The organism is Pontimicrobium aquaticum (assembly GCF_005047595.1).
Classification (GTDB): domain Bacteria; phylum Bacteroidota; class Bacteroidia; order Flavobacteriales; family Flavobacteriaceae; genus Pontimicrobium; species Pontimicrobium aquaticum.
The window spans coordinates 32332-58378 of the sequence record NZ_SUPL01000006.1 but is presented as its reverse complement, the minus strand read 5'-3'; the positions used below and the strand labels follow the sequence as shown (position 1 = coordinate 58378).

Genomic DNA, 26047 nt, shown 5'->3' with positions numbered 1-26047 from the left:
TATGAGTGAAGATAATATTGACTTAATCAACAATAATAACGACGATAGCCAAGAAACCATTACCAAAGTTACAGGAATGTACAAGGAATGGTTTCTAGATTATGCATCGTATGTAATTTTAGAGCGTGCTGTTCCTGCCATAGAAGATGGTTTTAAGCCTGTACAGCGTCGTATTATGCATTCCATGAAAGATTTGGACGATGGTCGCTATAACAAAGTAGCAAATATCGTAGGTCATACCATGCAATATCATCCACATGGCGATGCAAGTATTGCTGATGCGATGGTGCAAATTGGTCAGAAGGATTTATTAATCGATACGCAAGGTAACTGGGGAAATATATTAACAGGAGATAGTGCAGCTGCATCTCGTTATATTGAAGCACGTTTATCAAAGTTTGCCTTAGATGTAGTTTATAATCCGAAAATAACAGAATGGCAAGCATCTTATGATGGTCGCCGAAAAGAGCCAGTGAATCTTCCAGTAATGTTTCCGTTGCTATTGGCTCAAGGAGGTGAAGGTATTGCGGTTGGATTGTCAACCAAAATTTTGCCGCATAATTTCATAGAGTTGATAGACGCATCAGTAAAACATTTACAAGGAAAGCGATTTACAATTTTACCAGATTTTCCAACAGCTGGAATTGCTGACTTTACAAACTATAATGATGGTTTAAGAGGAGGTAAGGTGCGTATTAGAGCAAAAATTTCACAATTAGATAAAAACACCTTAGTTATTACTGAGATTCCTTATGGCACTAATACATCATCCTTAATAGATTCTATCTTAAAAGCAAACGATAAAGGGAAAATTAAAATCAAAAAGATTGAAGACAATACAGCCGCTGATGTTGAAATATTAGTGCATTTACCTTCAGGGATTTCACCAGATAAAACCATTGATGCCTTATATGCTTTTACTAATTGCGAAACATCTATTTCGCCTTTAGGCTGTGTTATTGAAGATAACAAACCACTTTTTGTGGGTGTTACTGAAATGTTGCGTCGCTCTACAGATAATACGGTTCAGTTATTAAAGCAAGAACTAGAAATTAGACTTGGTGAGTTTGAAGAACAATGGCATTTTGCATCCTTAGAGCGTATCTTTATTGAAAACCGAATCTATCGTGATATTGAAGAAGAAGAAACATGGCAAGGTGTTATAGATGCGATAGATAGAGGACTTCAACCACATGTAAAGCATTTAAAACGCGCTGTAACAGAAGAAGATATCGTTAGGTTAACAGAAATTAGAATCAAGCGTATTTCTAAATTTGATATTGATAAGGCTCAACAGAAAATAGATGCTCTAGAAGAGCAAATTGCTGAGGTAAAACATCATTTAGCAAATCTAATAGATTATGCTATTACCTATTTTACGAGACTTAAAAAGGAATACGGAAAGGGTAGAGAACGTCAAACTGAAATACGAGTGTTTGATGACGTAGATGCTACTAAAGTAGTTATTAGAAACACCAAACTTTACGTTAATAAAGATGAAGGATTCATAGGTACTTCGTTACGTCGTGATGAATATGTATGTGACTGTAGTGATATTGATGATATTATTGTATTTACCAAGGAAGGTAAAATGATGGTCACTAAAGTAGATACCAAAACCTTTGTTGGCAAAAATATTATTCACGTTGCGGTTTTTAAGAAAAAAGACAAACGCACCATTTATAACATGATTTATCGTGATGGTAAAGGTGGTTCATCTTATGTTAAGCGTTTTGCGGTTACATCTATGACTAGAGATAGAGAGTATGACCTAACAAATGGGAGTGGTAATTCTGTGGTGCTTTATTTTTCAGCAAATCCTAATGGTGAGGCTGAAGTGGTTACAGTTATGCTGAGACAAGTAGGAAGTATTAAAAAGTTAAAATGGGACTTAGATTTTGCTGATATTCTTATTAAAGGACGTACCTCTAAAGGGAATTTAGTTACAAAATATTCTGTAAAGCGTATTGAACTCAAGGAAAAAGGAGTTAGCACTTTAAAACCTCGTAAAATATGGTTTGACGACACGGTTCAGCGTTTAAATGTAGATGGCAGAGGTGAGCTGGTTGGTGAGTTTAGAGGGGAAGACAGAATTCTTATTATCACACAATCAGGATTAATAAAAACTATTACTCCAGAAATTACGGCACGTTTTGATAACGATATGATTGTGATGGAAAAATGGATTCCTAAAAAACCAATTTCTGCTATTTATTTTGATGGCGACAAAGAGCGTTATTATGTGAAACGATTCTTGGTAGAGAATGAAAACAAAATAGAGAGCTTTATTTCAGATCATGATAACTCACAATTAGAAATTGTATCGACCGATTGGCGACCAATGGTTGAGGTAGTATTTGCAAAAGAACGTGGAAAAGACAGAAAAGACAACTTAGAAGTTAATCTTGAAGAGTTTATTGCAATAAAAGGTATTAATGCTCTTGGAAATCAGTTAACTAAAGATAAAATAAATCAAATTAATTTACTGGACTCGCTGCCTTATGAGGCACCTAAAGACGTACCTGTAGATGATATGGAAGTAGTAGAAGAAGAAGTGGTGTCTCATAAAAAGGAAATTGAAGATTCAAATTCGCCATCAAAGGATGATAAAAGTGAAGACAGTGGACAAGCTACACTATTTTAAATGAGTTTTAATTTTTTTTTTTTTTGATTTTTTTGATTTAGTTCTTCTTAGGTGTGATTTTAAGATTTTATTAGCTCAACGTGATTTGTGCTTTATTAAGGGGGTGATGATCTAAATGTTTATTTAGAAAAGTGTCAGGTTCAAAGTTATTGAAATAGCCTACTAGCAATTATCTACGCTTTTTATTCCGTTTATTGTAGTTTTTGTCACCTCGCGTTTTAGGTTTCTTATATTTTTTTGCAATTTCTCGTTGGTATTTACCACCTAAATTCTCCTTTTTGTTTTTGTCCTTCTTTTCATGAAATGCAGGTCCTGGAGCATCCTCGTCTTTATTGCGTTTTAAAGGGTTGTAATGTTCTTTTAACTGCGGACGTTCTTCCTCGATTAATTCAGTTGAAATTTCAACTGCTTCAGGCAATTCTAATACAGGAACTTTCATTTGCATAAGTTCCTCAATGTTTTCTATGGCTTCTAGCTCATTTTCAGTAGTAAACACGAATGCATGACCTTCTTTCTCCGCACGTCCGGTTCTACCAATACGATGCATATAATTTTCGGGATACTCAGGTGTATCAAAATTAATGACATGCGAAATACTATCAATATCCAAACCACGAGCCATGACATCAGTAGCAATTAGAATGCGATTGTCGCCTTGTTCAAATTGATTAATACTTCTAAGCCTGTAATTTTGCGTTTTATTGGAATGTATCACACAAGATTCTCCGTAATACGATGCTTCTAATTGCTCAAACAAACGGTCGGCCATACGTTTATACGCAACAAATATCAATACTTTGCTATATGTGTCTCTGTCTTCTAGTAAATGATTTACCAAATTGACTTTAGTATAAAAATTAGGTGCATTATAGCGCTCTTGCTTAATGTTTTCAAGTGGTGTTCCAGATACTGCAATAGAAATGCGCTCTGGATTAATAAAAAAGTCGGTGATTAACTCATCAACATCCTTTGTCATCGTAGCCGAAAACATAATGTTTTGTCTGCGTTCAGGAAGGATGTCAAAAATATTAAGTAATTGATGTCTAAAACCAAGGTCTAGCATGACATCTACTTCATCTATCACTAATTTTTGTATGGATTTTAATTGTAAAGTCCTGCTTACAGCTAAATCGTATAAACGCCCGGGAGTTGCTACTATAATGTCTAAGCCTTGAGCTACTGCTTGTTTTTGTGTGTTGATGTTTGTGCCTCCATATACACCTAAAATGCGAACATTAATGTATTTAGCAATTTTTTCAAATTCTTCAACTACTTGTACTACTAGCTCTCTTGTAGGTACTAAAACTAATACTCTAGGATTATCTTGCTTTGAAAATGGTAGATTCTTTAAAATGGGTAAACCATAAGCAAAGGTTTTTCCTGTACCAGTTTGCGCAATACCAACCACATCCTTACCTGAACCAATAACGTTAAACGATTGTTCCTGTATGGGTGTTGGTTTTGTAAAACCAAGATCCTCAATGGCATTGCGTAAAGGAGTATTAAGATTTAGTTCTTCGAAAGTCACATCAAAAAATTTAGCGACAAAGGTAATGGTTTCTGATAACAACAACCTTTTAAATTACATTTATCTGTTTACCTTTGCGACTTTATAAATCACTAATTCATTGCGCAAACATAAGTCGGTTTTAATTAAAGATATTTCTAGTTTTAAGGAAAAGCTATTACTGTGGAGTCAGCAATTTGATGATGTGGTTTGGCTAGATTCCAATAATCATCATAATATAAGCACTGAATATGATGCTGTATTAGCTGTAGATGCTATGACAAGTATTCAGTCAGATTACCATGATGCTTTTGATAAACTACATGAGTATCAAAACAAAACCAACGATTGGATTTTTGGCTATTTATCGTACGATTTAAAAAACGATATAGAGCAGTTAGAGTCTAATAATTTTGATGGGCTTGGGTTTCCTGAGTTGTATTTCTTTCAACCTAAAAAATTATTTTTAATTAAAGGAAACAGACTCAATGTGTTGTATTTAAACATGGTTGCTGATGAGTTTGAAGAGGATTTAAAATTGATTAATGCAGAAGATATAGAATTTAAGTACTTAAGAAATGATGTGAAAATTCATCTTCGAATGCATAAAGACGAATATTTTAATAAAGTAAACGATGTATTGAGTCACATACATCATGGTAATATTTATGAAGCCAATTTTTGTCAAGAGTTTTATGCTGAAAACACACTAATAAACCCAATTGAAACTTATAAAAAACTCAATAATATTTCCAGACCACCTTTTGCAACCTTTTTAAAGGTGTATGATAAGTTTTTATTATCAGCATCACCTGAGCGCTATATAAAGAAAAAACATGATTATATAGTGTCACAACCTATCAAAGGAACCTCTAAACGTGCTGAAGATGTTAAAGAAGATACCTTGTTGATAGAACAGCTAGCTAATGACGAAAAGGAGCGTAGTGAAAATATCATGATTGTAGATTTGGTGCGTAACGATTTGTCTAAAACAGCGGTGAAAGGGAGTGTGCAAGTTGAAGAATTATGTAAGGTTTATACGTTCAATCAAGTACATCAAATGATTTCTACAATATCATCAAAACTAAGAGAAGGTATTGCACCAGTTGAAGTTTTAAAAACCACATTTCCAATGGGAAGTATGACAGGTGCTCCAAAAATTTCAGCCATGAAAATTATTGAAGAGCTTGAAGAAACCAAACGAGGATTATATTCTGGAGCTTTGGGTTACTTTACTCCAGAAGGCGACTTCGATTTTAACGTCATTATTAGAAGTATTTTATACAATGCTACAAGGCAATACGTATCCTATTCGGTTGGAGGTGCTATTACAGCTAAAAGTGACCCTCTAAAAGAGTATGAGGAATGCCTGGTAAAAGCTAAAGCAATGCGAGAGGTTTTAGAAAATTAAGGTAGGTTCTTTCTAAAACTTCTTTGAACGCTTTCAAATATTTTTTCAATACGCTTTATTTCGATGTCTTTTATTTTTGCAATTTCTTCAAAACTGAGTTTTCCAAAAATGAATAAATCAACGATGTTTGTCACATTCATTGGTAGCCATGTATAAAATTTACCAAGTAGTTTTTTAGCATGTTGTGATGATATATCTTCCATTTCAAAAGCGTTTATAACTGAAGCATCTTTATCATCATATAAAAACAGCTGCTTTTTATTGTTTTGCTGATAAGAGATGTCTTCTAAATCTTCGTTCATAACGTAATCCATATCAGCATCAAGTGTAAACTTTTCCTCTAAACCATCCAATTCTTCTTCTAATATAGTGCTCGTGCTTTGTGTGTTTTTATGAAACGCTTCTTTCTTTAAAAGCTCATTTAAATCGTTATCTACAATTTTAAAAAGCTGAAGTTTAATAGCCATTGCTTCTAAGTCGATGTTTATGCCTTTACTGTAATATTTTGCAATTCCTTCATCAATAATGTCATTAGAACTGTACATGTTTTTTGGTAAAACACCTGTAGATTCAGCTATATATAAGCGATGTTTTGTATAAGCATGCAAATGTTGAACTGCCGAAAGCACTTTTTTATCAAATTCTGTTTGTGTGCTTTTATCCATTATTTTTTTTATAGTGCTCATTATTTGAAATATTTAATTAATAGTTAAAACTAACAAACAATCATGTTTAATAATATGATAATTGTCACATTCAACTTTAATATTACCAATGTTGTATATTTGAAACCATGCTAAAAAAAATTCAAAATCATATAAACGAACAATTTTCTTTTATCAAGAATGCTAAGCTACTTATTGCTATTTCAGGAGGTGTGGATAGTGTGGTGTTAGCGTATTTATGTAAAAAATTAGGTTTAAATATATCGCTGGCGCATTGTAATTTTAATTTAAGAGGAGACGAAAGTGATGCAGATGAAGATTTTGTGTTGCAATTAGCTAAAGATTGGGAGTTAGAAGTGTTTATTGAAAATTTTGATACCAAGCAATTTGCAACCGATAACAAATTGAGTACTCAAATGGCGGCTAGGACATTGCGCTATTTGTGGTTTAAAGAGCTTAAAGCACAATTAAAGTTTGATTATGTTTTAACTGCGCATCATGCTGACGATAACTTTGAGACATTTTTAATTAATTTATCTAGAGGAACAGGGCTGGATGGTTTATTGGGAATTCCTCAGGTTAATGGAGATATTGTACGACCTTTATTACCATTTGCTCGTGAGGATATAGAACAATTTGCAAAGCAGCAAAAACTGCAATGGAGAGAGGATAGTAGTAATGTTTCTACTAAATATTTGCGTAATAAATTGCGACACGATGTAATTCCTATTCTAAAAGAAATTAATCCGCAATTATTACAAAACTTTGAAAAAACGCAACAATACTTAAATGACGCTAAATCAATTATTAACGATAGAGTAGATGAAATCGCTCAAAACATTGTTAGTAAAGCTAAAAATAATAGTAAGGCATTTAGTATTAGTGAAATACAACAGTTAAATAATTCTAAAGCATATTTGTATGAATTATTAAATGGTTACGGATTTACACAATGGAATGACATACTAGCGTTATTGACTGCACAGTCTGGAAAACAAGTGTTTTCTAAAACCCATCGTTTACTTAAAGATAGAGCGTATTTAATATTATCTGAAATTATTAGTGTGCCAGATGAATCCATTAAAATTAATGAGTCTCAGAATTTGGTTTTAACACCTTTTGGAAAATTGTCAATATCCAAGGGTGCAACTAAAGGAAAAGCACAATATAATACTGCTTATTTTGATTTGTCCAGTTTGAGTTTTCCATTAACCATTAGAAAATGGCAGGAAGGTGATGTGTTTTATCCATTGGGAATGAAAGGGAAAAAGAAAGTAAGTAAATACTTTAAAGATGAAAAATTCTCTTTGTTAGATAAGGAAAACACATGGTTGCTATGCTCAGGTGATGATATTATTTGGATTGTTGGTCATAGAACAGACAACAGATTTAAAGTTAAATCGAACACTAAAGAGATTTTAAAAATAATGCTTCAATAAAATGCCAATAATAGAATCGGCGTATAAGCCTAAATATTTTTTCAGAAATGGTTTTGTTTCAACGGTTTATTCAGGATTAATCCGAAGAGTTAGCAATGTAAATCAGGAACGAGAGCGCATCACATTATCTGATGGTGATTTTATCGATCTAGATTGGAGTTATTCAACTGAGAAAACTAATAAAGTAATCGTGGTGTTGCATGGGCTAGAAGGAAATGCACAACGACCATACATGACTGGAGTTGCAAAACTTTTTAATCAAAACTTGGTGGATGCTGTTTGTGTAAATTTTCGTGGGTGTAGTGGAGAGCCAAATTTAAAGTATCGTAGTTATCACTCAGGAGCCACTGAAGATTTAGAAGATATAGTTAATCACCTAATTAGTGTAAAGCATTATACCGAGATTTATTTTCATGGTATTAGTTTGGGAGGTAATATGGTATTAAAATATGTAGGAGAACGTAACAATGCACCAAATCAAATTAAAGGTGTTGTGGCTGTTTCAGTTCCTTGTGATTTGTATGGTTCTTGTAAAGAACTGCACACATTTAAGAATAGATTATATCATAATAATTTTAAAAAGTATTTAGTTAATCGATTAAAGATAAAACAAAAGCAACATACTGATAAATTGAGTGTCAACGAAGTTAATTCAATAAAAACTTTGATGGATTTTGATGATGTTTATACTTCAAAATCTCATGGATTTAAAGATGCTCTAGACTATTATAGGCAATGCAGTAGTTTGCAATTCTTGCCTAATATTAAAATACCTACTTTAATCATAAATGCATTAAATGATTCTTTTTTGTCAGCAGAATGCTATCCTGTAAAAGAAGCAAAAGAAAATGATTGCCTGTATTTGGAAATGCCAAAACATGGAGGTCATGTAGGGTTTATTTCAAAAAATAATATTTATTATAATGAACAAAGAGCTTTAGAGTTTTTTGTTAAATAAATTATATAATTTTCTTACATTTAAGCAAACCAATCAGTTATGCTTAAAAAAGTGTTTGCAAGTGCCGTTTTTGGAGTGGAGGCTTCAACTATTACAGTTGAGGTAAACGTCGATAAAGGTATTGGTTATCATTTGGTTGGTTTGCCCGATAATGCCATAAAAGAGAGTAATTATCGTATTGCAGCAGCATTGCAAAATAACGGTTATAAAATTCCAGGGAAGAAAATTACCATTAACATGGCGCCTGCCGATTTGCGTAAAGAAGGGTCGGCTTACGATTTAACCTTGGCTATTGGTATTCTTGCTGCATCAAGCCAAATTAAAGCAGAAAATTTAGAGAATTATCTCATTATGGGTGAATTGTCTTTAGATGGTAGTTTACAACCTATAAAAGGTGCTTTGCCAATAGCTGTAAAAGCAAGAGAAGAGGGCTTTAAAGGTTTTATACTTCCTAGTCAAAATGTAAAAGAAGCAGCTATTGTAAGCGATTTAAAAGTGTACGGTGTTGATAACATAAAACAAGTTATTGATTTTTTTGATAAAGGAGAACACATTGAACAAACTATTATTGATACTCGAAAAGAGTTTTATAAAAGCTTAGATTTTCCAGAGTTTGATTTTGCCGATGTTAAAGGTCAGGAGAGTATAAAACGATGTATGGAGATTGCTGCAGCAGGAGGACATAACATTATTTTAATCGGACCTCCAGGGGCTGGAAAAACCATGTTGGCAAAGCGATTACCAAGCATTTTGCCGCCTATGACCTTGCATGAAGCCTTGGAGACTACTAAAATTCATTCGGTTGTCGGTCGTGTAAAAGAAAACACAGGATTAATGGCACAGCGACCATTTCGATCGCCACATCATACAATTTCAGATGTTGCTCTGGTTGGTGGTGGACAATATCCACAACCAGGAGAAATATCTATGGCGCATAATGGTGTCTTGTTTTTAGATGAGTTACCAGAATTTAAGCGCACGGTTCTAGAGGTGATGCGTCAGCCTTTAGAAGATAGAGAGGTTACTATTTCTAGAGCTAAATTTACAGTGACATATCCTAGTAGCTTTATGTTAGTAGCGAGTATGAATCCTAGTCCAGGAGGCTATTTTAATGATCCAGATGCACCTGTAACGAGCTCGCCTGCTGAAATGCAACGCTATTTAAGTAAGATTTCAGGACCATTATTAGATCGTATTGATATTCATATTGAAGTCACTCCAGTACCTTTTGAAAAACTCTCTGATGAAAGTAAATCAGAAACTTCTGTTGATATTAGAAAACGTGTTATGGCAGCAAGAGAAATTCAAACACAAAGATTTAAGGAGTTGGAAAAAGTGCATTATAATGCGCAAATGAATACCAAACAAATTAGAAAGTATTGTAAATTAGATGAGGCCTCAAAAGAATTGCTTAAAACAGCAATGGAGCGTTTGAATCTTTCGGCTAGAGCTTATGATAGAATTTTAAAAGTAGCAAGAACTATAGCTGATATTGAAGGTGTTAAAGCTGTTGGTGGAAATCATATTAGTGAAGCTATTCAATATAGAAGCCTAGATAGAGAAGGCTGGTTAGGATGAAAAAATAGATTGTAATTAATTTCAATATATAAATCATGAAAAAAATAGTGTTTTTATTAATGAGTATTATGTCTCTTGGGTTAAATGCTCAAAGCATCATTGGTGCCTGGGAAATGTATACGACATCAGAAAATGGTGAAAAATTAAAAAGCGTGCTCATTATTGCTGATGGTTATCAAGTATTAACTATATATAATGCAGATACAGGAAAGTTTATACATACCAACGGTGGAACATGGAAATTGGAAGGTGACACGATGACCGAAAGAGTAGAATTTCATACAGATAATGCTGACCTAGTGGGTACTGAAACAAGTTTTGAGGTAGAAATTACGGATGATACGATCACAATTGTTGGTAGTGATATGGTGCTAAAGCGAATAGATAGTGGTGTACCAGGACAATTACAGGGTGCTTGGTTGATGTCTGGAAGAGTGAGAGACGGAAAAGAGCAATTGCGTGATATTGATAGACCAAGAAAAACCATGAAACTATTATCAGGAACACGTTTTCAATGGATTGCTTACAATACCGAGACCAAACAGTTTATGGGAACAGGAGGTGGAACTTACACTACAGTTGATGGTAAATACACCGAAAATATTGAGTTCTTCTCTAGAGACGATTCAAAAGCAGGGTTAAGTTTAGTGTTTGATTATGAGTTAGTTGATGGTAAATGGCATCATAAAGGATTTTCTAGTAAAGGTGATCCAATGTATGAAATTTGGAGTGAGAGAGAGTAAAATTATGATAAAATCTTGGTTTAAAAACATCGGTCCAGGACCTTTAGTAGCTGCTGCATTTATTGGCCCAGGAACAGTAACATTATGCACTTTGGCTGGTGTTAATTTTGGTTATGCCTTGCTTTGGGCAATGGTGTTATCTATTGTAGCGACTATTGTTATGCAAGAAATGTCTGCTCGTTTAGGGATTGTTTCTCAAAAAGGCTTGTCTGAAATTATTAGAACCGAAATCAAAAGCCCATTGTTAAAAAGTATGTCTATTGTTTTGATCTTGTTAGCCATTGTAATAGGTAATGCGGCTTATGAAGCTGGTAACATAAGTGGAGGTGTTTTGGGTTTAGAGGCTGTTTTAGGTCAACATTCTTTGGTCTTGGGGTCTTTTTCATTAAACTACTTTAGTGTTGCTATTGGTTTGGTAGCTTTTACTCTGCTTTATATTGGAAATTACAAAGTGTTGGAAAAGGCATTAGTTTCACTTGTTATTTTGATGAGTATTGCTTTTATGGTTACAGCTATTATGACTAAGCCAAATATAGTTGAGATATTTAAAGGTGTTATGATGCCAAAATTTCCTCGAGATAGTATTTTAACTATTATTGGTTTAATAGGAACAACTGTAGTGCCATATAATTTGTTTTTGCATGCGTCTTTAGTAAAAGAGAAATGGAAAGATAAATCCGACTTAAAATATGCTAGGAAAGATACTATTGTGGCTGTTGTTTTGGGAGGAATAGTGTCTATGTGTATTATTATTTCAGCTGCAGCTGTTCAAACTTCTGAAATTAATAATGCAGCAGATTTAGCAAGAGGCTTAGAACCATTATTTGGAAGTTTTTCAAAGTACTTTTTAGCAATCGGATTGTTTGCTGCAGGAATCACAAGTGCTATCACAGCGCCATTGGCTGCTGCTTTTGTGGCAACTGGGTGTTTGGGGTGGTCTACAAAAATGACATCAAAAAGGTTTAAAGCCGTATGGATATTTATTTTGGCTGTTGGTGTGCTATCGTCATCTTCAGGAGTTAAATCCATTGAAATTATAAAATTTGCTCAAGTTGCTAATGGTGTTCTACTGCCTGTTATCGCTGGATTTCTTATTTGGATTATGAACAAGCAATCTGTTTTAGGAAGTTTTAAAAACACTATGCGTCAAAACGTGATTAGTTTAATTATCTTGATAATAACCATATTTTTAGGGGTAAAAAGTATATTGAAAGTTTTTGAATTATTGTAAATGACAAATATTTCCATAGATATAAATGCTGATATTGGTGAAGGTGTTGGTAATGAAGCCAATTTAATACCTTTGCTTTCCTCTTGTAATATTGCTTGTGGTGGACACGCTGGTAACCTAGAAACTATGAATTGGTGTGTAGCGTTAGCAAAAGAGAATAGAGTAAAGATAGGAGCGCACCCTTCGTTTCCTGATAAGGAGAATTTTGGAAGACAAATTGTTAAGATGTCTTGTTCAGCATTGTATCAAACTATTAAAAACCAAATTAAAACCTTGATGAGCGTGGTTAGAGATAATCATGCTGCATTGCATCATGTAAAACCGCATGGAGCGTTATATAATTTAGCTGCGACAGATAAAAAAACAGCAGAGGTTGTTGTTGAAGTGATGAAAAGTATTCATTTGCCATTAAAACTTTACGTTCCTTTTGGTTCTGTTATTTCGGGAATTGCTATAAAAGAAAAGATTCCAATTACGTATGAAGTATTTGCAGACAGGAATTATAATGATGACTTATCGCTAGTTTCAAGATCAAAAGAAAATGCCATTATTAAAGATGAAGATGTTATGACAAGTCATATTCAAAATATGATTTTGCATAAAAAAGTTAAAACAATTAATAGTGTAGAAGTGTTTATTGAAGCAGAAACAATTTGCGTTCATGGTGATAATCCAGAAGCTCTAAAATTGATTAAAAAATTAAGACAAAACCTGATAGATTTTGGAATTAAAATTCAATGATGATTTGGGTGATTTTAAACTACAATACAAACCTTTTGGTGAACGTTCAATTTTAATTGAATGGCCACAAATTATCTCAAAAAAAACACTTAAAGATGTTCTTTTGTATAAGAAAAAAATAGAAAATCATTATTTTAAAGAAAAAGTTTATATAAAGTCTGCATACAACTCGATATTAATAAGTTATAGTTTAGCTATAAATAATTTCTATAATGAAGTTTTGGTGCTTAATAGCATTTATTTTGATGAGTTAGGTGATGATATTAATGATTCCAAACTCTGGAAAATCCCAGTGTGTTATGACGTTGAATTTGGACTGGATTTAGAAGATATTTCTTTTAAAAAAAATATTGAAATTTCCAATATTATCGAGTTGCATACTGCAACAAATTATCTTGTTTATTTTATTGGGTTTTTACCTGGTTTTTTATACTTGGGAGGATTGGATGAACAACTATATTTTCCACGAAAAAATGCACCAAGACTTTATGTTAAAAAAGGATCGGTAGCCATTGGTGGATCACAAACAGGAGTTTACCCAAATAAAAGTCCTGGTGGTTGGAACATTATTGGAAATACACCATTAGACTTTTTTAATATTACTAATCAAAGCCCTTGTTTTGCAAAAGCTGGAGATAGAATTCAGTTTGTATCTGTTTCAAAAAGCTGTTATTACGAAATTCTTAGTCAAGTAAAAAGCAACGAATATACTATTGAAAGCGAGGTAATTTATGATTAAAGTGATTCATCCAGGGTTTTATAGTACTATTCAAGACTTAGGCAGGAAAGATTTTCAACATCTTGGAGTCCCTATATCTGGGGTAATGGATGTATATGCAGGCAAAATGGCTAATGCTATTTTGGGTAATGATGAGAATTGTGCGGTTTTAGAAATAACTATGTTAGGGCCAAAGCTTGAATTTTGCTGTGATACTGCTATTGTCATTACAGGAGCCAACCTTTCACCGAGTCTTGCCAATACCATTATTAATAACAATACTCTTGTAAATGTGAATAAAGGTGAGGTTTTGTCATTTAACAAACCAATTAATGGGTTTAGAGTCTATTTAGCAGTTTCTGGAGGTTTCCAGTCTGAAATAGTATTGAATAGTAGGAGTATGTATCAAGGAATCACTAAAGCTATAAGTGTTAAAAAGGGGGGTGTTCTTAAAATTCAACCTAAAAATCATAGAAGTAAAGCATATTCGTCTATTAAGATTAGAACAGATTATCTTAATGAAAAAACGATATCAGTTTATAAAGGGCCAGAGTTTAAGCTTTTAAACAATGAACAAATGGATAAATTATTTAATCAAGAGTTTACCATTTCGAAAGAAAACAATAGAATGGCTTATCAGTTGGATGAATTAATAATTAATGATTTAAGTGGTATAATCACCTCATTGGTGTTACCAGGAACTGTGCAGTTAACACCTTCAGGAAAGTTGATTGTTTTAATGAGAGACTGTCAAACAACTGGAGGATATCCTAGAGTTTTACAACTTTCAGAGTCTGCAATTAATACACTAGCTCAAAAATGTACAGGAAATAGAATAATATTTAAGTTAATAAGCTAATTTCTTTTATTTATAAGTGAGTCTTTTCTTCTTTTTATGATATGTTTTCTATAACTTAGTCGTATAAATAGTACTCTTCCAAAGAATGATTTTTAGCGTCAATAGACTATTTATTAACATTAACATTATTTGATTATGGCAAAAATTAATGGATTAATCTCACCTGAAGAGGCAAAACAACTTAACGATGCATTTACAGAACGATGCGAATTAATTAGTAAGGATATTACTAAACGACCAGATAATAGATCATCTTGGTATTCGTTGGAAGATATCAAAACATATTTACAGTATGCTGAAAATCAAGCGAGAGAGCTTGGTTATGAAATGAATGGAATAAGAATTTATTGTGGGGCTTACCCAACCGTTGATGGTGAAGCTGGGTATTCAACTTCGTTTATTGTGCCAACTGCTTATATGCCTGATGGTAAAGATGGTAGTAATAGTGATGGCTCTGATATTCCTGATGGTGATGGATTAAATTTAGGTCAACAAGGAGACCCACCAGGAGCAAATTATCCTCAATAATGTAGTGTTAAGTGGTAGAGTTTTTGTTAGATAATTATACACCTATAACTTATTTGGTGGAAATTTTGGCAGCAATGGCTGGCTCTCTTTATATTTATAAAAGTAAAGATGAGAGTGTTCGATATTTTGTTATGTATTTATGGCTAACGGTTATTGTTGAATATACAGCTATTTATTCAAGATTCATGTTAAATAATTATGATAATAAGTTGTTTGTGCTTATCAAAAACAGTCCTTTTTGCACCAATAATTGGTTGTATAATGTTTACGCTGTGATACTGATAATACTTTTGGGCAAATATTATGATAGGCTTATAAGCAATTTAAAGCATAAAAATTATATTAAAATACTTGTTATAGGGTTTTCTATATTTTCGGTTTTCTATTTAATGTTTTCAGATGCATTTTTTTATAATTCCATTCCTTATGGATTTATGATTCGGACGCTTATAATTTCATTTTTCGTTTGCCTTTATTATTTAAGCATTATTAATAGTGAGAAAATATTGACTTTCTACAAGTCCAAACATTTTTATCTATCAACTACTTTATTGTTGTGGTCATTAGCAATTACACCATTATTTATTTTTAGTAGTTATTATACTCTTAATAATCCAAATTTTATTTATTTAAGGCAATTTATATTACTTTGTTCTAATATTATTATGTATTTATGTTTTACAGTTGTATTTCTTTTATCATATTTCAAAGTAAAATCATTAGTGATGAGCAAATAGCTTTAATGGTTTATACCATTTTGGTGATTGCTTTATTAGTGGCTATGTTTATTTTGTTTTTTTCAAGTTTCCAAAAAAGAAAAAACAAACTGCTTCTAGAAAAAATTCGGCGTGAGCGAGAATTTGAAGAAGAAATAGTAAAAACCAAAACCGAGATACAAGAACAAACCCTTAAAAATGTAGGGTTAGAGCTGCATGATAATATTGGTCAGTTATTATCGGTGACTAATATGCAATTGAGTTTGATATCGTCTTTGGCTCAAGACTCAATTAAGGATAAAGTAGAAGATACTAAAGCAATTATTAGTGATGTAATTAAAGAAGTAAGAGGTTTATCAAAAGTTTTAAATAGTGAGGTTGTGTTAAATTTTGGGTTTCAAGAATCGTTGCGCACAGAAATTGAACGCTTGAATAAAATGAATACAATAAAAGCTGAATTACTTAGCTCAGGAGATAAAAATTCTTTTAAAAACAATAAAGATGCTATAATACTTTTTAGAATCTTACAGGAGTTTATATCTAATGCGGTTAAATATTCAAAGGCTACACAATTAACTGTAACTTTGAATTATGAAAAAGATAATTTGCAAATAATCGCTGAAGATAATGGTGTTGGTTTTAATGTAGAAAATGTTAAAAAAGGATCTGGTTTAATTAACATGAAAAGTCGAGCTAAACTAACTAATACTGAGTTTAACTTAATTTCAACTCCTAACCAAGGAACAAAGCTCTTGCTAAATTATCCAATTGCCTTAAGAGCAATTAGCCAAACCACTTAAACATTTTTTTTAATAGCCCTATTTTTCCTTTGTAAGGTGCATATCTCACTGGAGGATCAAACCATGTGCCTCGTTTAGAAATGGATTTATGGTGCGAAAACGTATCAAAACCGTGTTTACCATGATACGCACCAATGCCACTAGCACCAACACCTCCAAAAGGCAATTTGTGATTTCCAAAATGAATTAATGGATCGTTTACAGCACCACCACCAAAACTGTAATTTTTTATAATGTTATTGGTAAATTGTTTGTTTTTAGAAAATACGTAAAGAGACAAAGGCTTGTCATAATTACTAATAATGTCACCAATAGCTGCTTCATCAGCATAGGTTAAAATAGGAAGTATTGGTCCAAAAATTTCGTCTTGCATCAATTTGCTATTTAAACTTGGATTATCGACTAGAGTAGGAGCTATATAACATTCTTCAATGCTGTGCTCGCCACCATAAACAATATTTGCGTCTTCAAGCATGTCTTTTAAACGATTGGCATTTCGCTCATTTATAATTCTTGGAAAGTCTTTAGAGCTTTTCGGATTTTCTCCATAGGCATTAATAATTTCTTTTTTTAAAGCGTTAATGAGCTCCTTTTTAATTGATGTGTGCGCTATGATATAATCTGGTGAAATACAGGTTTGCCCTCCATTAAAGAATTTTCCCCAAACAATACGCTTTGCAGCAAGTTTTAAATTGATGGTTTCGTCAACTATACAAGGTGATTTTCCTCCTAATTCTAAGGTAACAGGCGTTAAGTGTTTTGCTGCTGCTTTGGCAACAATTTTTCCAACTGGTACACTTCCAGTAAAAAAGATATAGTCCCATTTCTGCTCTAACAATTCGGTTGCAACAGGAATACCACCTTCAATAGAAGTGGCATGCTGTTTATTAAAAACAGTTTGAATGATTTCAGTTACTAATTGTGATGTATGAATAGTCAATTCACTTGGTTTTACTATAACAGTATTTCCAGCAGAAATCGCCATAATTAAGGGTTCTATCGCCAATAAAAACGGATAATTCCAAGGCGCTATTACTAACACAGTTCCGTATGGCTCTTTATATATATAATCAGTAGCTGGAAACGTTAACATCGACGGTTTTACACGCTTAGGTTTTGACCACGATTTTAATTTTTTTATGGCTAAGTTTAATTCCGAGAGAACTATTCCATATTCACTCATAAAAGCTTCGAAAGAAGATTTATTAAAGTCTTTTTTTAATGCAGAGTAAACATCTTGTTCTCTTGAAACAATTTCTTGCTTTAATTTTTTTAGAACATTAATTCTAAATGAAACATCTTTAGTTTGTTGTGTTTTAAAATAGGCTCTTTGTTGTTGAAGTAAGCTAGGTATATTCAAGGTGCTTTTTTTATAAAGATAGTAATTTAGTTAGTACAAGCATCCCAAATAGGATCTTTGGGTGTTGGTGCAACGACAATTACTTGTTCTTTACTTACAGGATGAATAAAATCTATTTTACGAGCATGTAAATGAATACTCGCATCTTTATTACTTCTATCGAAACCATACTTTAAATCGCCTTTTATTGGAGAACCAATACTTGATAGTTGGCAACGAATTTGATGATGTCGCCCAGTTTCTAAATTAATTTCTAGTAAGTAGTAATTGTTTAGTGCTTTTATGATTTTATAATGTAGAATGGCTTTCTTACTATCCTTTATTTCGTGGTTGTAAGCTGTAGATTTATTGTTTCTAGGATTCTTTTTTAACCAATGAGTTAAAGTGTCTTTTTCTGATTGGGGCTTTTGTTTAACCACAGCCCAATACGTTTTATTTACTTTTTTATCAGAAAACATTTTATTAAGTCTTGGTAAAGCCTTTGATGTTTTGGCAAATACTACAATTCCTGTTGTTGGTCTGTCTAAGCGATGTGTTACGCCTAAATATACATTTCCGGGCTTATTGTATTTATCTTTAAGAAACTCCTTTACAACGTCGCTTAAGGGTTTGTCTCCAGTTTTATCACCTTGTACAATATCACCAGCACGTTTATTAATGATTATTAGATGATTGTCTTCGTAAAGAACTTGTAGATTAGACTTGTTAGAAAGAGTTTTTAACATCTAAACTATTAATATTGTTCAGATTCATTAGGAAAGTCAACACTTTTTACATCATCAACATATTGCGAAATAGCACTGGTCATGTCTTCAAATAAATTCATATAACGTCTTAAAAAACGCGGGTTGAATTCATGGGTCATTCCTATCATATCATGAAGCACCAGCACTTGCCCATCAACACCATTTCCTGCACCAATTCCAATAATTGGAATGCTCACACTTTCGGCCACTTGTTTAGCTAATTTTGCTGGAATTTTTTCTAAGACTATGGCAAAACAACCAATACGTTCAAGCATTTTGGCGTCTTCAATCAATTGTAAAGCTTCTTCTTCTTCTTTAGCTCTTACTGTATAAGTTCCAAACTTATAGATTGATTGAGGAGTTAATCCTAAGTGTCCCATTACAGGTACTCCAGCATTTAAGATTCTTTTTATAGAATCTTTAATTTCTTTTCCGCCTTCAAGTTTTACTGCATGACCACCACTTTCTTTCATAATTCTAATGGCAGAGCGCAATGCTTCTTTCGGGTCACTTTGATAGCTTCCAAAAGGTAAATCGACAACGACTAATGCTCTTTCAACAGCGCGAATTACAGACGATGCATGATAAATCATTTGATCTAGTGTAATAGGTAAGGTAGTTTCGTGTCCAGCCATAACATTACTTGCTGAGTCGCCTACTAAAATAACATCTATTCCTGCACCATCAACAATTTTCGCCATGGTATAATCGTAAGCTGTGAGCATGGAGATTTTTTCGCCATTACTTTTCATATCTACCAACGATTTTGTAGTAACCCTTTTGTATTCTTTTTTTGCTGTTGACATAGTTTATATAAATTGAACCGTAAAAATAGTAAATTAACAGAAAGCTATAAATACTGTTAAACTTTTCTTTTTTAGTTTTTGATAACTTACTTTAGTAAAAAAATAATAATATGTTACGAATTTTACTTTTATGCTTGTGTTTAACTACCACAGCCATGTACTCACAAGATGATAAAACTGCTAAAGTTAAGGCAGCTATTGACACTTTTTTTGAAGGGTTTCATAAAGGAGATACTACCATGATGAAAACGGTGATGTATGGTAAATTTACAACGCAAACCGCTTTTAAAAACCAAAAGGGAGAAGATGTTTTAAGAAGTAGTGAATCTACCGATTTAGTTAATGCTATTGCAAACAGACCTGATACAGAAAAATGGGACGAACGTTTGTTAGATTATATTATTAAAGTTGATAATAATATGGCAAATGCTTGGACACCTTACGAATTTTGGCGAAATGGTGAATTTAGCCATTGTGGCGTTAATTCTTTTCAATTGTTTAACGATAATGGACAATGGAAAATTATCTATTTAATAGATACAAGACAGCGTACTGGTTGTAATGAAGGGAAAAATTAACAATCAGATAAACTAACCCTAACAGCTAAACCTCCTTCGGAGGTTTCTTTGTATTTGGTATGCATGTCTTTTGCGGTTTCCCACATAGTATTTACGACTTCATCTAAAGGTACTTTTACATTTTTTGGATCAGTTTCTAATGCTAATTCAGCTGCATTAATGGCTTTTATGGCTCCCATCGAATTACGTTCAATACAAGGTATTTGAACCAAACCAGCTATTGGATCGCAAGTTAACCCTAAATGATGTTCCATGGCTATCTCAGCTGCAATTAATACTTGATCTGGAGTTCCTCCTAATACCTCACACAAGGCACCTGCAGCCATTGCCGAACTTACACCAATTTCGGCTTGACAACCTCCCATAGCTGCGCTAATGGTAGCTCCTTTTTTAAAAATACTACCTATTTCTCCAGCTACTAATAAAAATTGTTTAATATCTTTAAAATTTGCTTGGTGATTCTCAATAACTAAATAATACATTAAAACTGCAGGAATTACTCCAGCACTTCCATTTGTTGGAGCTGTAACCACACGACCTAATGACGCATTTACTTCGTTAACACTTAAAGCAAAACAGCTTACCCACTTTAAAATCTGTCTAAATTTCACTTCAGTACTTCTAATGGCTTCTAACCATTGTTGTGGATTTTCGTATTTAAAATCACCAATAAGTTTTTGATGTATATCATAAGCACGTCGCCTTACATTGAGTCCTCCAGGTAAATTACCTTCGGTATGACACCCAATATACATACATTCTAACATGGTATTCCACACACGATTCATTTCATAGTCAATCTCGTCATCACTACGGAGTGACTTTTCATTTTCAATTACGACTTCTGAAATAGTTTGGTTTAATTCATTGCAATATGCTAAAAGTTCTTTTCCATTGGCAATAGGGTGAGGAAAAGATTTAAAAATCTCTTTATTCTTTTTAGCGTTTTTACGCTCTTCTTTAACAACAAAACCACCACCAATGGAGTAAAATTTAGAGCTCGATTTTTTACCGTTAATGGTTGCAGTAAATTTCATGCCATTAGCATGAAATGGCAGAAATTTTCTATTGTAAATAATGTCCGATTCAAAACTAAATTCTAGAAGCTTTTCATTATTAAAAACTAAGGTGTTAGTGTTTTTTACTGAGGCAATAATAATATCGATAGATTCGGTTGGAATTACTTCAGGATCTGCACCACTTAAACCTAGTATTATTGCTAAATCTGTGGCATGTCCTTTTCCAGTTAATGATAAAGAACCATAGAGGTCAACGGTAATTTTTTCAACCTTATCAAATTTATTGGAAGCTTTTAGCTCATTAATCCATCTTTCGGCAGCACGCCAAGGTCCTAAAGTGTGAGAACTAGATGGTCCTACACCTATTTTTAGCATATCAAAAACAGAAATACATTCCATTAACTAATACTTTTAGTGTTTGGACAAATATAATTGTTGTCTGCATATAATAGAGAAAACAACAGTTAATTATTTTGCATAAAAAAAGTCCGAAAATCAATTTGTTTATCGGACTTGATTTTTATCTAAATGTTTATTTATCTAAAATCAAAACTTTGAATATCATTTGCACTTAACACGGCATTGATATCATTTACATCAATCCCATCGATATTATCGGCAGGAACAACAACAACTCTAAATACTTGATCTTGGGTCCAATCGCTATCTAAAGTATTGAAATCTGTTGTGCCATCTAAAAATAGTCGAACATCATCTTGTGTAAAATCAAAGTTGTAAACTAAATTGTTATTATCATTAAAGTAAACAGTTTGTGGTGTTAAGCGCCATATGTCTTGACCATTATCAGTGGTCCATAAAATATAAACTAAAGTTACATCAGAAGGTAATACTTCAAATCCATAAGCTTCAATATGTTCGAAATTATTAGCGGAGTTAAAATCCACTTCAATTTCAAAAGCAGATGAAGCAATAATCTCTCCATCTAGTCCATCCAAACCGTCAAATCCAGGAGGTCCTTGTGGTCCTTCGCAAGCGGTAAATAATACTGTAAATACTGTTAATAAGGGTAGTAAACGTTTCATATGTTTAAATTTATAGTTTTTAAATGGGTCAAATGTAATTCGCCAATAATCTTATCAGTTGGTATCAACTTCTTTTTATGGCTCATTTCATAAAATATAGTTTTTGTTTCTTCTGTATCAAATCATGTACCAAAAATGATATTCACTTAAATATATTTTGAAAAAAATATTCTGACATCATGTCATATTTTTTGACATGGCATAATGATTGACTATAAGTAGGTGTAATTAAAAATGAAAATTCAACACAACAAAGTAAAGAATAAATAAAGTTATGAGTAAAATTATTGGAATTGACTTAGGAACAACAAACTCTTGTGTTTCTGTTATGGAAGGTAACGAACCTGTTGTAATCCCAAATGCAGAAGGGAAACGTACAACACCATCTGTAATCGCTTTTGTTGAAGGTGGTGAAATTAAGGTTGGTGATCCAGCAAAGCGTCAAGCAGTAACTAACCCAACTAAAACGGTTTACTCAATAAAGCGTTTTATGGGCAATAAGTATTCTGAGTCTAAAAAAGAAGCAGAGCGTGTACCATATAAAGTGGTAAAAGGCGATAACGATACTCCTAGAGTGGATATTGATGGTCGTTTATACACACCTCAAGAATTATCGGCAATGGTGCTTCAAAAAATGAAGAAAACAGCCGAAGACTATTTAGGTCAAGATGTAAGCGAAGCAGTTATTACTGTACCAGCATATTTTAACGATTCTCAGCGTCAAGCTACAAAAGAAGCAGGAGAAATAGCAGGTTTAAAAGTAAGACGTATTATTAACGAACCTACAGCAGCCGCATTAGCATATGGTCTAGACAAAAAAGGAACAGACCAAAAAATTGTAGTATTTGATTTTGGTGGAGGAACACACGATGTATCTATCCTTGAATTAGGAGACGGTGTATTTGAAGTACTTTCAACAGATGGAGATACACATTTAGGTGGTGACGATGTGGATGAGAAAATCATCAACTGGTTAGCTGATGAGTTTAACGCAGAAGAAGGTATGGATTTACGTAAAGACCCAATGTCTTTACAACGTTTAAAAGAAGCTGCAGAAAAAGCAAAGATTGAGTTGTCTTCATCTTCTCAAACAGAAATTAATTTACCATATATCACTGCAACTGCAAGCGGACCAAAGCACTTAGTACGTACATTAACACGTTCAAAGTTTGAGCAGTTAATAGACGATTTAGTAAAACGTACAATAGAGCCTTGTCAATCTGCACTTAAAGCAGCTGGATTATCTAAAAGTGATATCGATGAAATTATATTAGTTGGTGGTTCTACACGTATTCCAGCAGTACAAGAAGCTGTTGAAAAGTTCTTTGGTAAAAAACCAAGTAAAGGTGTAAACCCTGACGAAGTTGTTGCTGTAGGAGCTGGAATTCAAGGTGGTGTACTAACAGGAGATGTTAAAGATGTACTTTTATTAGACGTAACACCTTTATCTCTTGGTATTGAAACTATGGGTAATGTAATGACAAAGCTTATTGAGGCAAATACGACCATTCCTACCAAGAAATCACAAGTGTTCTCAACAGCCGCAGATAATCAACCTTCAGTAGAAATTCATGTACTACAAGGAGAAAGAGCTATGGCTGCAGATAATAAAACGATTGGACGTTTCCATTTAGATGGTATTCCACCAGCAAGACGTGGTACACCTCAAATTGAAGTAACGTTCGACATTGATGCCAATGGTATTATTAAGGTATCTGCTACAGATAAAGCTACAGGGAAATCTCAAGATATTCGTATTGAAGCATCTTCTGGTTTAACTGAAGAAGAAATCGAGAAAATGAAAGCTGATGCTGAAGCAAATGCAGAAGCTGATAAGGCGGCAGCAGAACAAGCTCAAAAATTAAATGAAGCAGATTCTATGATTTTCCAAACGGAAAAACAGTTAGAAGAGTTTGGTGACAAGTTATCTGATGATAAAAAGAAACCAATCGAAGATGCTTTAGAAGAATTGAAAAAAGCTTATGAGTCTAAAGATTTAGAGGTAATTACACCAGCTTTAGAGAAAATTAACGAAGCTTGGAAAGTTGCTTCAGAAGAAATGTACAAAGCGCAAGCCGAAGCACAACAAGGTGGAGCACAAGCTGGTCCTGATGCAAGTCAAAATGGACAACCTTCTGAAGAAGGTAATGATGTTGAAGATGTAGATTTTGAAGAAGTAAAATAAATTATTTTAACATTTATATTTTAAAAGCGCAACCAAAAATGGTTGCGCTTTTTTTAGTTAATAACTTTTATTAAAGTTACATAATGTTACCGTCTCCATCTACTTTAATTCTAATAACCTCTCCGGAATTAGCTAACTTCATTTTGTATTCCTTTTTAGCCATACCATCTTTACTTTCGTATTTAACGGTGTAAACATCGCTAGTAATTTCCCAATTTGGAAATTTTTGCATTACCTTTTTACGGATATTCATAGGTAGTTTTACATCTTTAAATCTTTCAATGGTTCTCAAAAGATTTCCATTTTCATCGTAAGCGGCAATAATGTGACCTTCTGGAATATAAAAAGTGACAGAGTAAGAATCGTATTCATCATTGTACAAATCCGTTTTTTTTAAATTATACTTTGCAACAATCTCTTCTAAATTTAGAACATTAATATCTTCTATATTCTCATCTACGGCACTTAAATATTTATAGTTTACAGCTTTAATTGTTACCTCTGGTAACTTTGTTATCTGTGAAAACATTTGGGTGGTTAGCCCAAAAATAAATAAACCAATAATTAATTTTTTCATAATTTTTTATTTTTATGGGTTCATAATGGAAAAGTACTTATTAAGTAATGATTCCACAATGATATTGGTCATGTTGATTACTTTTCATCCCATAATTTTCCAAAAACAATTATGCATGCATAATAATTATTATATTTGTTTAAATTAAATTTTGATGGCTACAAAACTTACCAAACTTCTTCAAATTACATACCCAGTTATACAGGCACCAATGTTTTTAGTTTCTAATACTAAAATGGTGATAGAGGCTATGAAAGGTGGTATTGCAGGATGTATTCCTGCTCTTAATTATAGAACTCTAGACGAATTGCGATTAGCTATAAAAGAGCTAAAAGAAGCAAAAGTAGAAGGAGGTTCGTTTGGATTCAACCTTATTGTGAATAAGTCTAATGTGAAGTATAAAGGACAATTAGAAGTGTTATGCGAAGAAGGTTGCGATTTTATTATAACATCACTTGGTAGTCCAGAAGAAACAATAAAACAAGCGCATAAAGCAGGAATTAAAGTGTTTTGCGATGTGGTTGACTTAAAGTTTGCCAAAAAAGTAGAGCATTTAGGTGCAGATGCTATTATTGCGGTTAATAACCAAGCAGGAGGGCATAGAGGTGATACATCTCCTGAAGAATTAATTAAGCATTTAGTGGCTAATTGTAGTATTCCTGTTATTTCTGCTGGTGGTGTTGGTTGTAAAGCAGATATTGATAGAATGCTGAGTTATGGTGCAGCAGGTGTTTCAGTGGGAAGTCCTTTTATAGCATCAGTAGAAGCTAATGTAACTTATGAGTATAAACAAGCTTGTGTGGATTATGGAGCTGACGATATTGTAGTGACCGAACGTATTTCTGGGACGCCATGTACAGTCATCAATACACCTTATGTGCAAAAAATTGGAACAAAAGCCACTTGGATAGAAAGTCTGCTTAACAAGAACAGAAAGCTTAAAAAGTGGGTTAAAATGATTCGGTTTTCAATAGGCATGAAAGCAACAGAAAAAGCAGCAACTAAAGCTACTTATAAAACGGTTTGGGTTGCAGGACCAAGTATAGAATACACCAACGAAATATTACCTACAAAAGCTATTGTTGAACGTTTGGTAAAGTAGATTTACGTTTTTAATTTTCAATATATTTGCATCCAATAAAAACACCTAAAATTAGTACTGTAACTTTGTTTGAGGGTTTTAAGAACTCAATGG

Annotated in this window: 23 protein-coding genes; 15 read left to right on the top strand and 8 right to left on the bottom strand. The window is 33.0% G+C overall.

All coding sequences use genetic code 11. The features are described from left to right. Nucleotide 1: 1 nt before the first annotated feature. Nucleotides 2-2644 (top strand): DNA gyrase/topoisomerase IV subunit A, encoded by a 2643-nt coding sequence (locus E5167_RS11415; RefSeq protein ID WP_136844192.1) that lies wholly within the window; start codon nt 2-4, stop codon nt 2642-2644. 169 nt (nt 2645-2813) lie between these two features. Here the strand turns inward: E5167_RS11415 and E5167_RS11410 are convergent, their stop codons facing one another. Continuing rightward, complete coding sequence (locus tag E5167_RS11410) at nt 2814-4172, bottom strand: DEAD/DEAH box helicase (RefSeq protein WP_136844191.1); 1359 nt, start codon at nt 4170-4172, stop codon at nt 2814-2816. Between the two features lie 100 nt (nt 4173-4272). Between E5167_RS11410 and E5167_RS11405 the strand changes: the two genes are divergently transcribed. After that, on the top strand, nt 4273-5562 hold the full coding sequence (locus E5167_RS11405; protein ID WP_136844189.1) for an anthranilate synthase component I family protein: 1290 nt from the start codon (nt 4273-4275) through the stop codon (nt 5560-5562). On the opposite strand, the gene E5167_RS11400 is transcribed toward E5167_RS11405, so the two are convergent. Further along, complete coding sequence (locus E5167_RS11400) at nt 5559-6248, bottom strand: hypothetical protein (RefSeq protein ID WP_136844187.1); 690 nt, start codon at nt 6246-6248, stop codon at nt 5559-5561. The genes E5167_RS11405 and E5167_RS11400 overlap by 4 nt on opposite strands. A gap of 107 nt (nt 6249-6355) precedes the next feature. On the opposite strand from E5167_RS11400, the gene tilS reads away from it, so the two are divergent. The 10 genes from tilS (at nt 6356) to E5167_RS11350 (ending at nt 16538) form a co-directional block, all read left to right on the top strand. Next, nucleotides 6356-7666 carry a tRNA lysidine(34) synthetase TilS gene (gene tilS, locus E5167_RS11395; protein WP_136844185.1) on the top strand — a complete coding sequence of 437 codons (1311 nt, stop codon included), beginning with the start codon at nt 6356-6358 and terminating at the stop codon, nt 7664-7666. Between the two features lies 1 nt (nt 7667). Next, on the top strand, nt 7668-8624 hold the full coding sequence (locus E5167_RS11390) for a YheT family hydrolase (RefSeq protein WP_136844183.1): 957 nt from the start codon (nt 7668-7670) through the stop codon (nt 8622-8624). 39 nt (nt 8625-8663) lie between these two features. Continuing rightward, on the top strand, nt 8664-10202 hold the full coding sequence (locus tag E5167_RS11385) for a YifB family Mg chelatase-like AAA ATPase (protein WP_136844181.1): 1539 nt from the start codon (nt 8664-8666) through the stop codon (nt 10200-10202). 35 nt (nt 10203-10237) lie between these two features. Beyond that, nucleotides 10238-10945, top strand: coding sequence for a membrane or secreted protein (locus E5167_RS11380; RefSeq protein ID WP_136844179.1), 708 nt, complete (start codon nt 10238-10240; stop codon nt 10943-10945). Nucleotides 10946-10949: 4 nt separating this feature from the next. Continuing rightward, nucleotides 10950-12176: an Nramp family divalent metal transporter gene (locus E5167_RS11375; RefSeq protein ID WP_136844177.1), complete on the top strand. Its 1227-nt coding sequence runs from the start codon at nt 10950-10952 to the stop codon at nt 12174-12176. Then, a complete protein-coding gene (gene pxpA, locus E5167_RS11370) occupies nt 12177-12917 on the top strand; it encodes a 5-oxoprolinase subunit PxpA (protein WP_136844176.1) in 741 nt (246 codons plus the stop codon). Beyond that, nucleotides 12898-13656 carry a 5-oxoprolinase subunit PxpB gene (pxpB, locus tag E5167_RS11365; RefSeq protein ID WP_239021991.1) on the top strand — a complete coding sequence of 253 codons (759 nt, stop codon included), beginning with the start codon at nt 12898-12900 and terminating at the stop codon, nt 13654-13656. Before pxpA ends, pxpB begins: the two co-directional genes overlap by 20 nt. Beyond that, entirely contained in the window at nt 13649-14494 is an 846-nt protein-coding gene (locus E5167_RS11360) for a 5-oxoprolinase subunit C family protein (RefSeq protein ID WP_136844174.1), read from the top strand. Before pxpB ends, E5167_RS11360 begins: the two co-directional genes overlap by 8 nt. Nucleotides 14495-14629: 135 nt before the next feature. Then, nucleotides 14630-15022: a hypothetical protein gene (locus tag E5167_RS11355; RefSeq protein WP_136844172.1), complete on the top strand. Its 393-nt coding sequence runs from the start codon at nt 14630-14632 to the stop codon at nt 15020-15022. A gap of 673 nt (nt 15023-15695) precedes the next feature. After that, nucleotides 15696-16538, top strand: a complete 843-nt coding sequence (locus E5167_RS11350; RefSeq protein ID WP_239021990.1) for a sensor histidine kinase — start codon at nt 15696-15698, stop codon at nt 16536-16538. Here the strand turns inward: E5167_RS11350 and E5167_RS11345 are convergent. Genes E5167_RS11345 through panB form a run of 3 tightly spaced genes read right to left on the bottom strand, consistent with a single transcriptional unit; the run spans nt 16522 to nt 19450 of the window. Continuing rightward, on the bottom strand, nt 16522-17898 hold the full coding sequence (locus tag E5167_RS11345) for an aldehyde dehydrogenase (protein WP_136844168.1): 1377 nt from the start codon (nt 17896-17898) through the stop codon (nt 16522-16524). The genes E5167_RS11350 and E5167_RS11345 overlap by 17 nt on opposite strands. A 26-nt stretch (nt 17899-17924) precedes the next feature. Further along, complete coding sequence (locus tag E5167_RS11340) at nt 17925-18623, bottom strand: RluA family pseudouridine synthase (RefSeq protein ID WP_136844166.1); 699 nt, start codon at nt 18621-18623, stop codon at nt 17925-17927. Between the two features lie 8 nt (nt 18624-18631). Then, nucleotides 18632-19450 (bottom strand): 3-methyl-2-oxobutanoate hydroxymethyltransferase, encoded by an 819-nt coding sequence (gene panB, locus E5167_RS11335; protein WP_136844164.1) that lies wholly within the window; start codon nt 19448-19450, stop codon nt 18632-18634. A 110-nt stretch (nt 19451-19560) separates the two neighbouring features. Between panB and E5167_RS11330 the strand changes: the two genes are divergently transcribed. Then, entirely contained in the window at nt 19561-20028 is a 468-nt protein-coding gene (locus E5167_RS11330) for a nuclear transport factor 2 family protein (protein ID WP_136844162.1), read from the top strand. Here E5167_RS11330 and E5167_RS11325 read toward each other — a convergent pair. Together E5167_RS11325 and E5167_RS11320 are read right to left on the bottom strand one after the other, a co-directional pair. Next, nucleotides 20025-21446 carry an L-serine ammonia-lyase gene (locus E5167_RS11325; protein ID WP_136844160.1) on the bottom strand — a complete coding sequence of 474 codons (1422 nt, stop codon included), beginning with the start codon at nt 21444-21446 and terminating at the stop codon, nt 20025-20027. The genes E5167_RS11330 and E5167_RS11325 overlap by 4 nt on opposite strands. Before the next feature lie 137 nt (nt 21447-21583). Continuing rightward, complete coding sequence (locus E5167_RS11320) at nt 21584-22090, bottom strand: hypothetical protein (RefSeq protein WP_136844158.1); 507 nt, start codon at nt 22088-22090, stop codon at nt 21584-21586. A 274-nt stretch (nt 22091-22364) separates the two neighbouring features. On the opposite strand from E5167_RS11320, the gene dnaK reads away from it, so the two are divergent. Next, nucleotides 22365-24275 carry a molecular chaperone DnaK gene (gene dnaK, locus E5167_RS11315; RefSeq protein WP_136844156.1) on the top strand — a complete coding sequence of 637 codons (1911 nt, stop codon included), beginning with the start codon at nt 22365-22367 and terminating at the stop codon, nt 24273-24275. A 76-nt stretch (nt 24276-24351) separates the two neighbouring features. Here dnaK and E5167_RS11310 read toward each other — a convergent pair whose 3' ends face one another. Beyond that, the gene (locus E5167_RS11310) at nt 24352-24852 is read right to left on the bottom strand and encodes a nicotinate-nucleotide adenylyltransferase (protein ID WP_136844154.1); all 501 of its coding nucleotides are present in this window, start codon (nt 24850-24852) and stop codon (nt 24352-24354) included. Nucleotides 24853-25006: 154 nt separating this feature from the next. Between E5167_RS11310 and E5167_RS11305 the strand changes: the two genes are divergently transcribed. Beyond that, nucleotides 25007-25954 (top strand): NAD(P)H-dependent flavin oxidoreductase, encoded by a 948-nt coding sequence (locus E5167_RS11305; RefSeq protein WP_136844152.1) that lies wholly within the window; start codon nt 25007-25009, stop codon nt 25952-25954. Nucleotides 25955-26047 lie beyond the last annotated feature (93 nt).

Coding starts and splice junctions, on each gene's coding strand:
- E5167_RS11400 (WP_136844187.1), bottom strand. CDS start 6,248: ATGAGCACTATAAAAAAAATAATGGATAAAAGCACACAAACAGAATTT.
- dnaK (WP_136844156.1), top strand. CDS start 22,365: ATGAGTAAAATTATTGGAATTGACTTAGGAACAACAAACTCTTGTGTT.
- pxpA (WP_136844176.1), top strand. CDS start 12,177: ATGACAAATATTTCCATAGATATAAATGCTGATATTGGTGAAGGTGTT.
- E5167_RS11360 (WP_136844174.1), top strand. CDS start 13,649: ATGATTAAAGTGATTCATCCAGGGTTTTATAGTACTATTCAAGACTTA.
- E5167_RS11415 (WP_136844192.1), top strand. CDS start 2: ATGAGTGAAGATAATATTGACTTAATCAACAATAATAACGACGATAGC.
- panB (WP_136844164.1), bottom strand. CDS start 19,450: ATGTCAACAGCAAAAAAAGAATACAAAAGGGTTACTACAAAATCGTTG.
- E5167_RS11320 (WP_136844158.1), bottom strand. CDS start 22,090: ATGAAACGTTTACTACCCTTATTAACAGTATTTACAGTATTATTTACC.
- E5167_RS11310 (WP_136844154.1), bottom strand. CDS start 24,852: ATGAAAAAATTAATTATTGGTTTATTTATTTTTGGGCTAACCACCCAA.
- E5167_RS11385 (WP_136844181.1), top strand. CDS start 8,664: ATGCTTAAAAAAGTGTTTGCAAGTGCCGTTTTTGGAGTGGAGGCTTCA.
- E5167_RS11375 (WP_136844177.1), top strand. CDS start 10,950: ATGATAAAATCTTGGTTTAAAAACATCGGTCCAGGACCTTTAGTAGCT.
- E5167_RS11325 (WP_136844160.1), bottom strand. CDS start 21,446: ATGGAATGTATTTCTGTTTTTGATATGCTAAAAATAGGTGTAGGACCA.
- E5167_RS11340 (WP_136844166.1), bottom strand. CDS start 18,623: ATGTTAAAAACTCTTTCTAACAAGTCTAATCTACAAGTTCTTTACGAA.
- E5167_RS11305 (WP_136844152.1), top strand. CDS start 25,007: ATGGCTACAAAACTTACCAAACTTCTTCAAATTACATACCCAGTTATA.
- E5167_RS11350 (WP_239021990.1), top strand. CDS start 15,696: ATGTTTTACAGTTGTATTTCTTTTATCATATTTCAAAGTAAAATCATT.
- E5167_RS11355 (WP_136844172.1), top strand. CDS start 14,630: ATGGCAAAAATTAATGGATTAATCTCACCTGAAGAGGCAAAACAACTT.
- E5167_RS11380 (WP_136844179.1), top strand. CDS start 10,238: ATGAAAAAAATAGTGTTTTTATTAATGAGTATTATGTCTCTTGGGTTA.
- tilS (WP_136844185.1), top strand. CDS start 6,356: ATGCTAAAAAAAATTCAAAATCATATAAACGAACAATTTTCTTTTATC.
- E5167_RS11330 (WP_136844162.1), top strand. CDS start 19,561: ATGTTACGAATTTTACTTTTATGCTTGTGTTTAACTACCACAGCCATG.
- E5167_RS11390 (WP_136844183.1), top strand. CDS start 7,668: ATGCCAATAATAGAATCGGCGTATAAGCCTAAATATTTTTTCAGAAAT.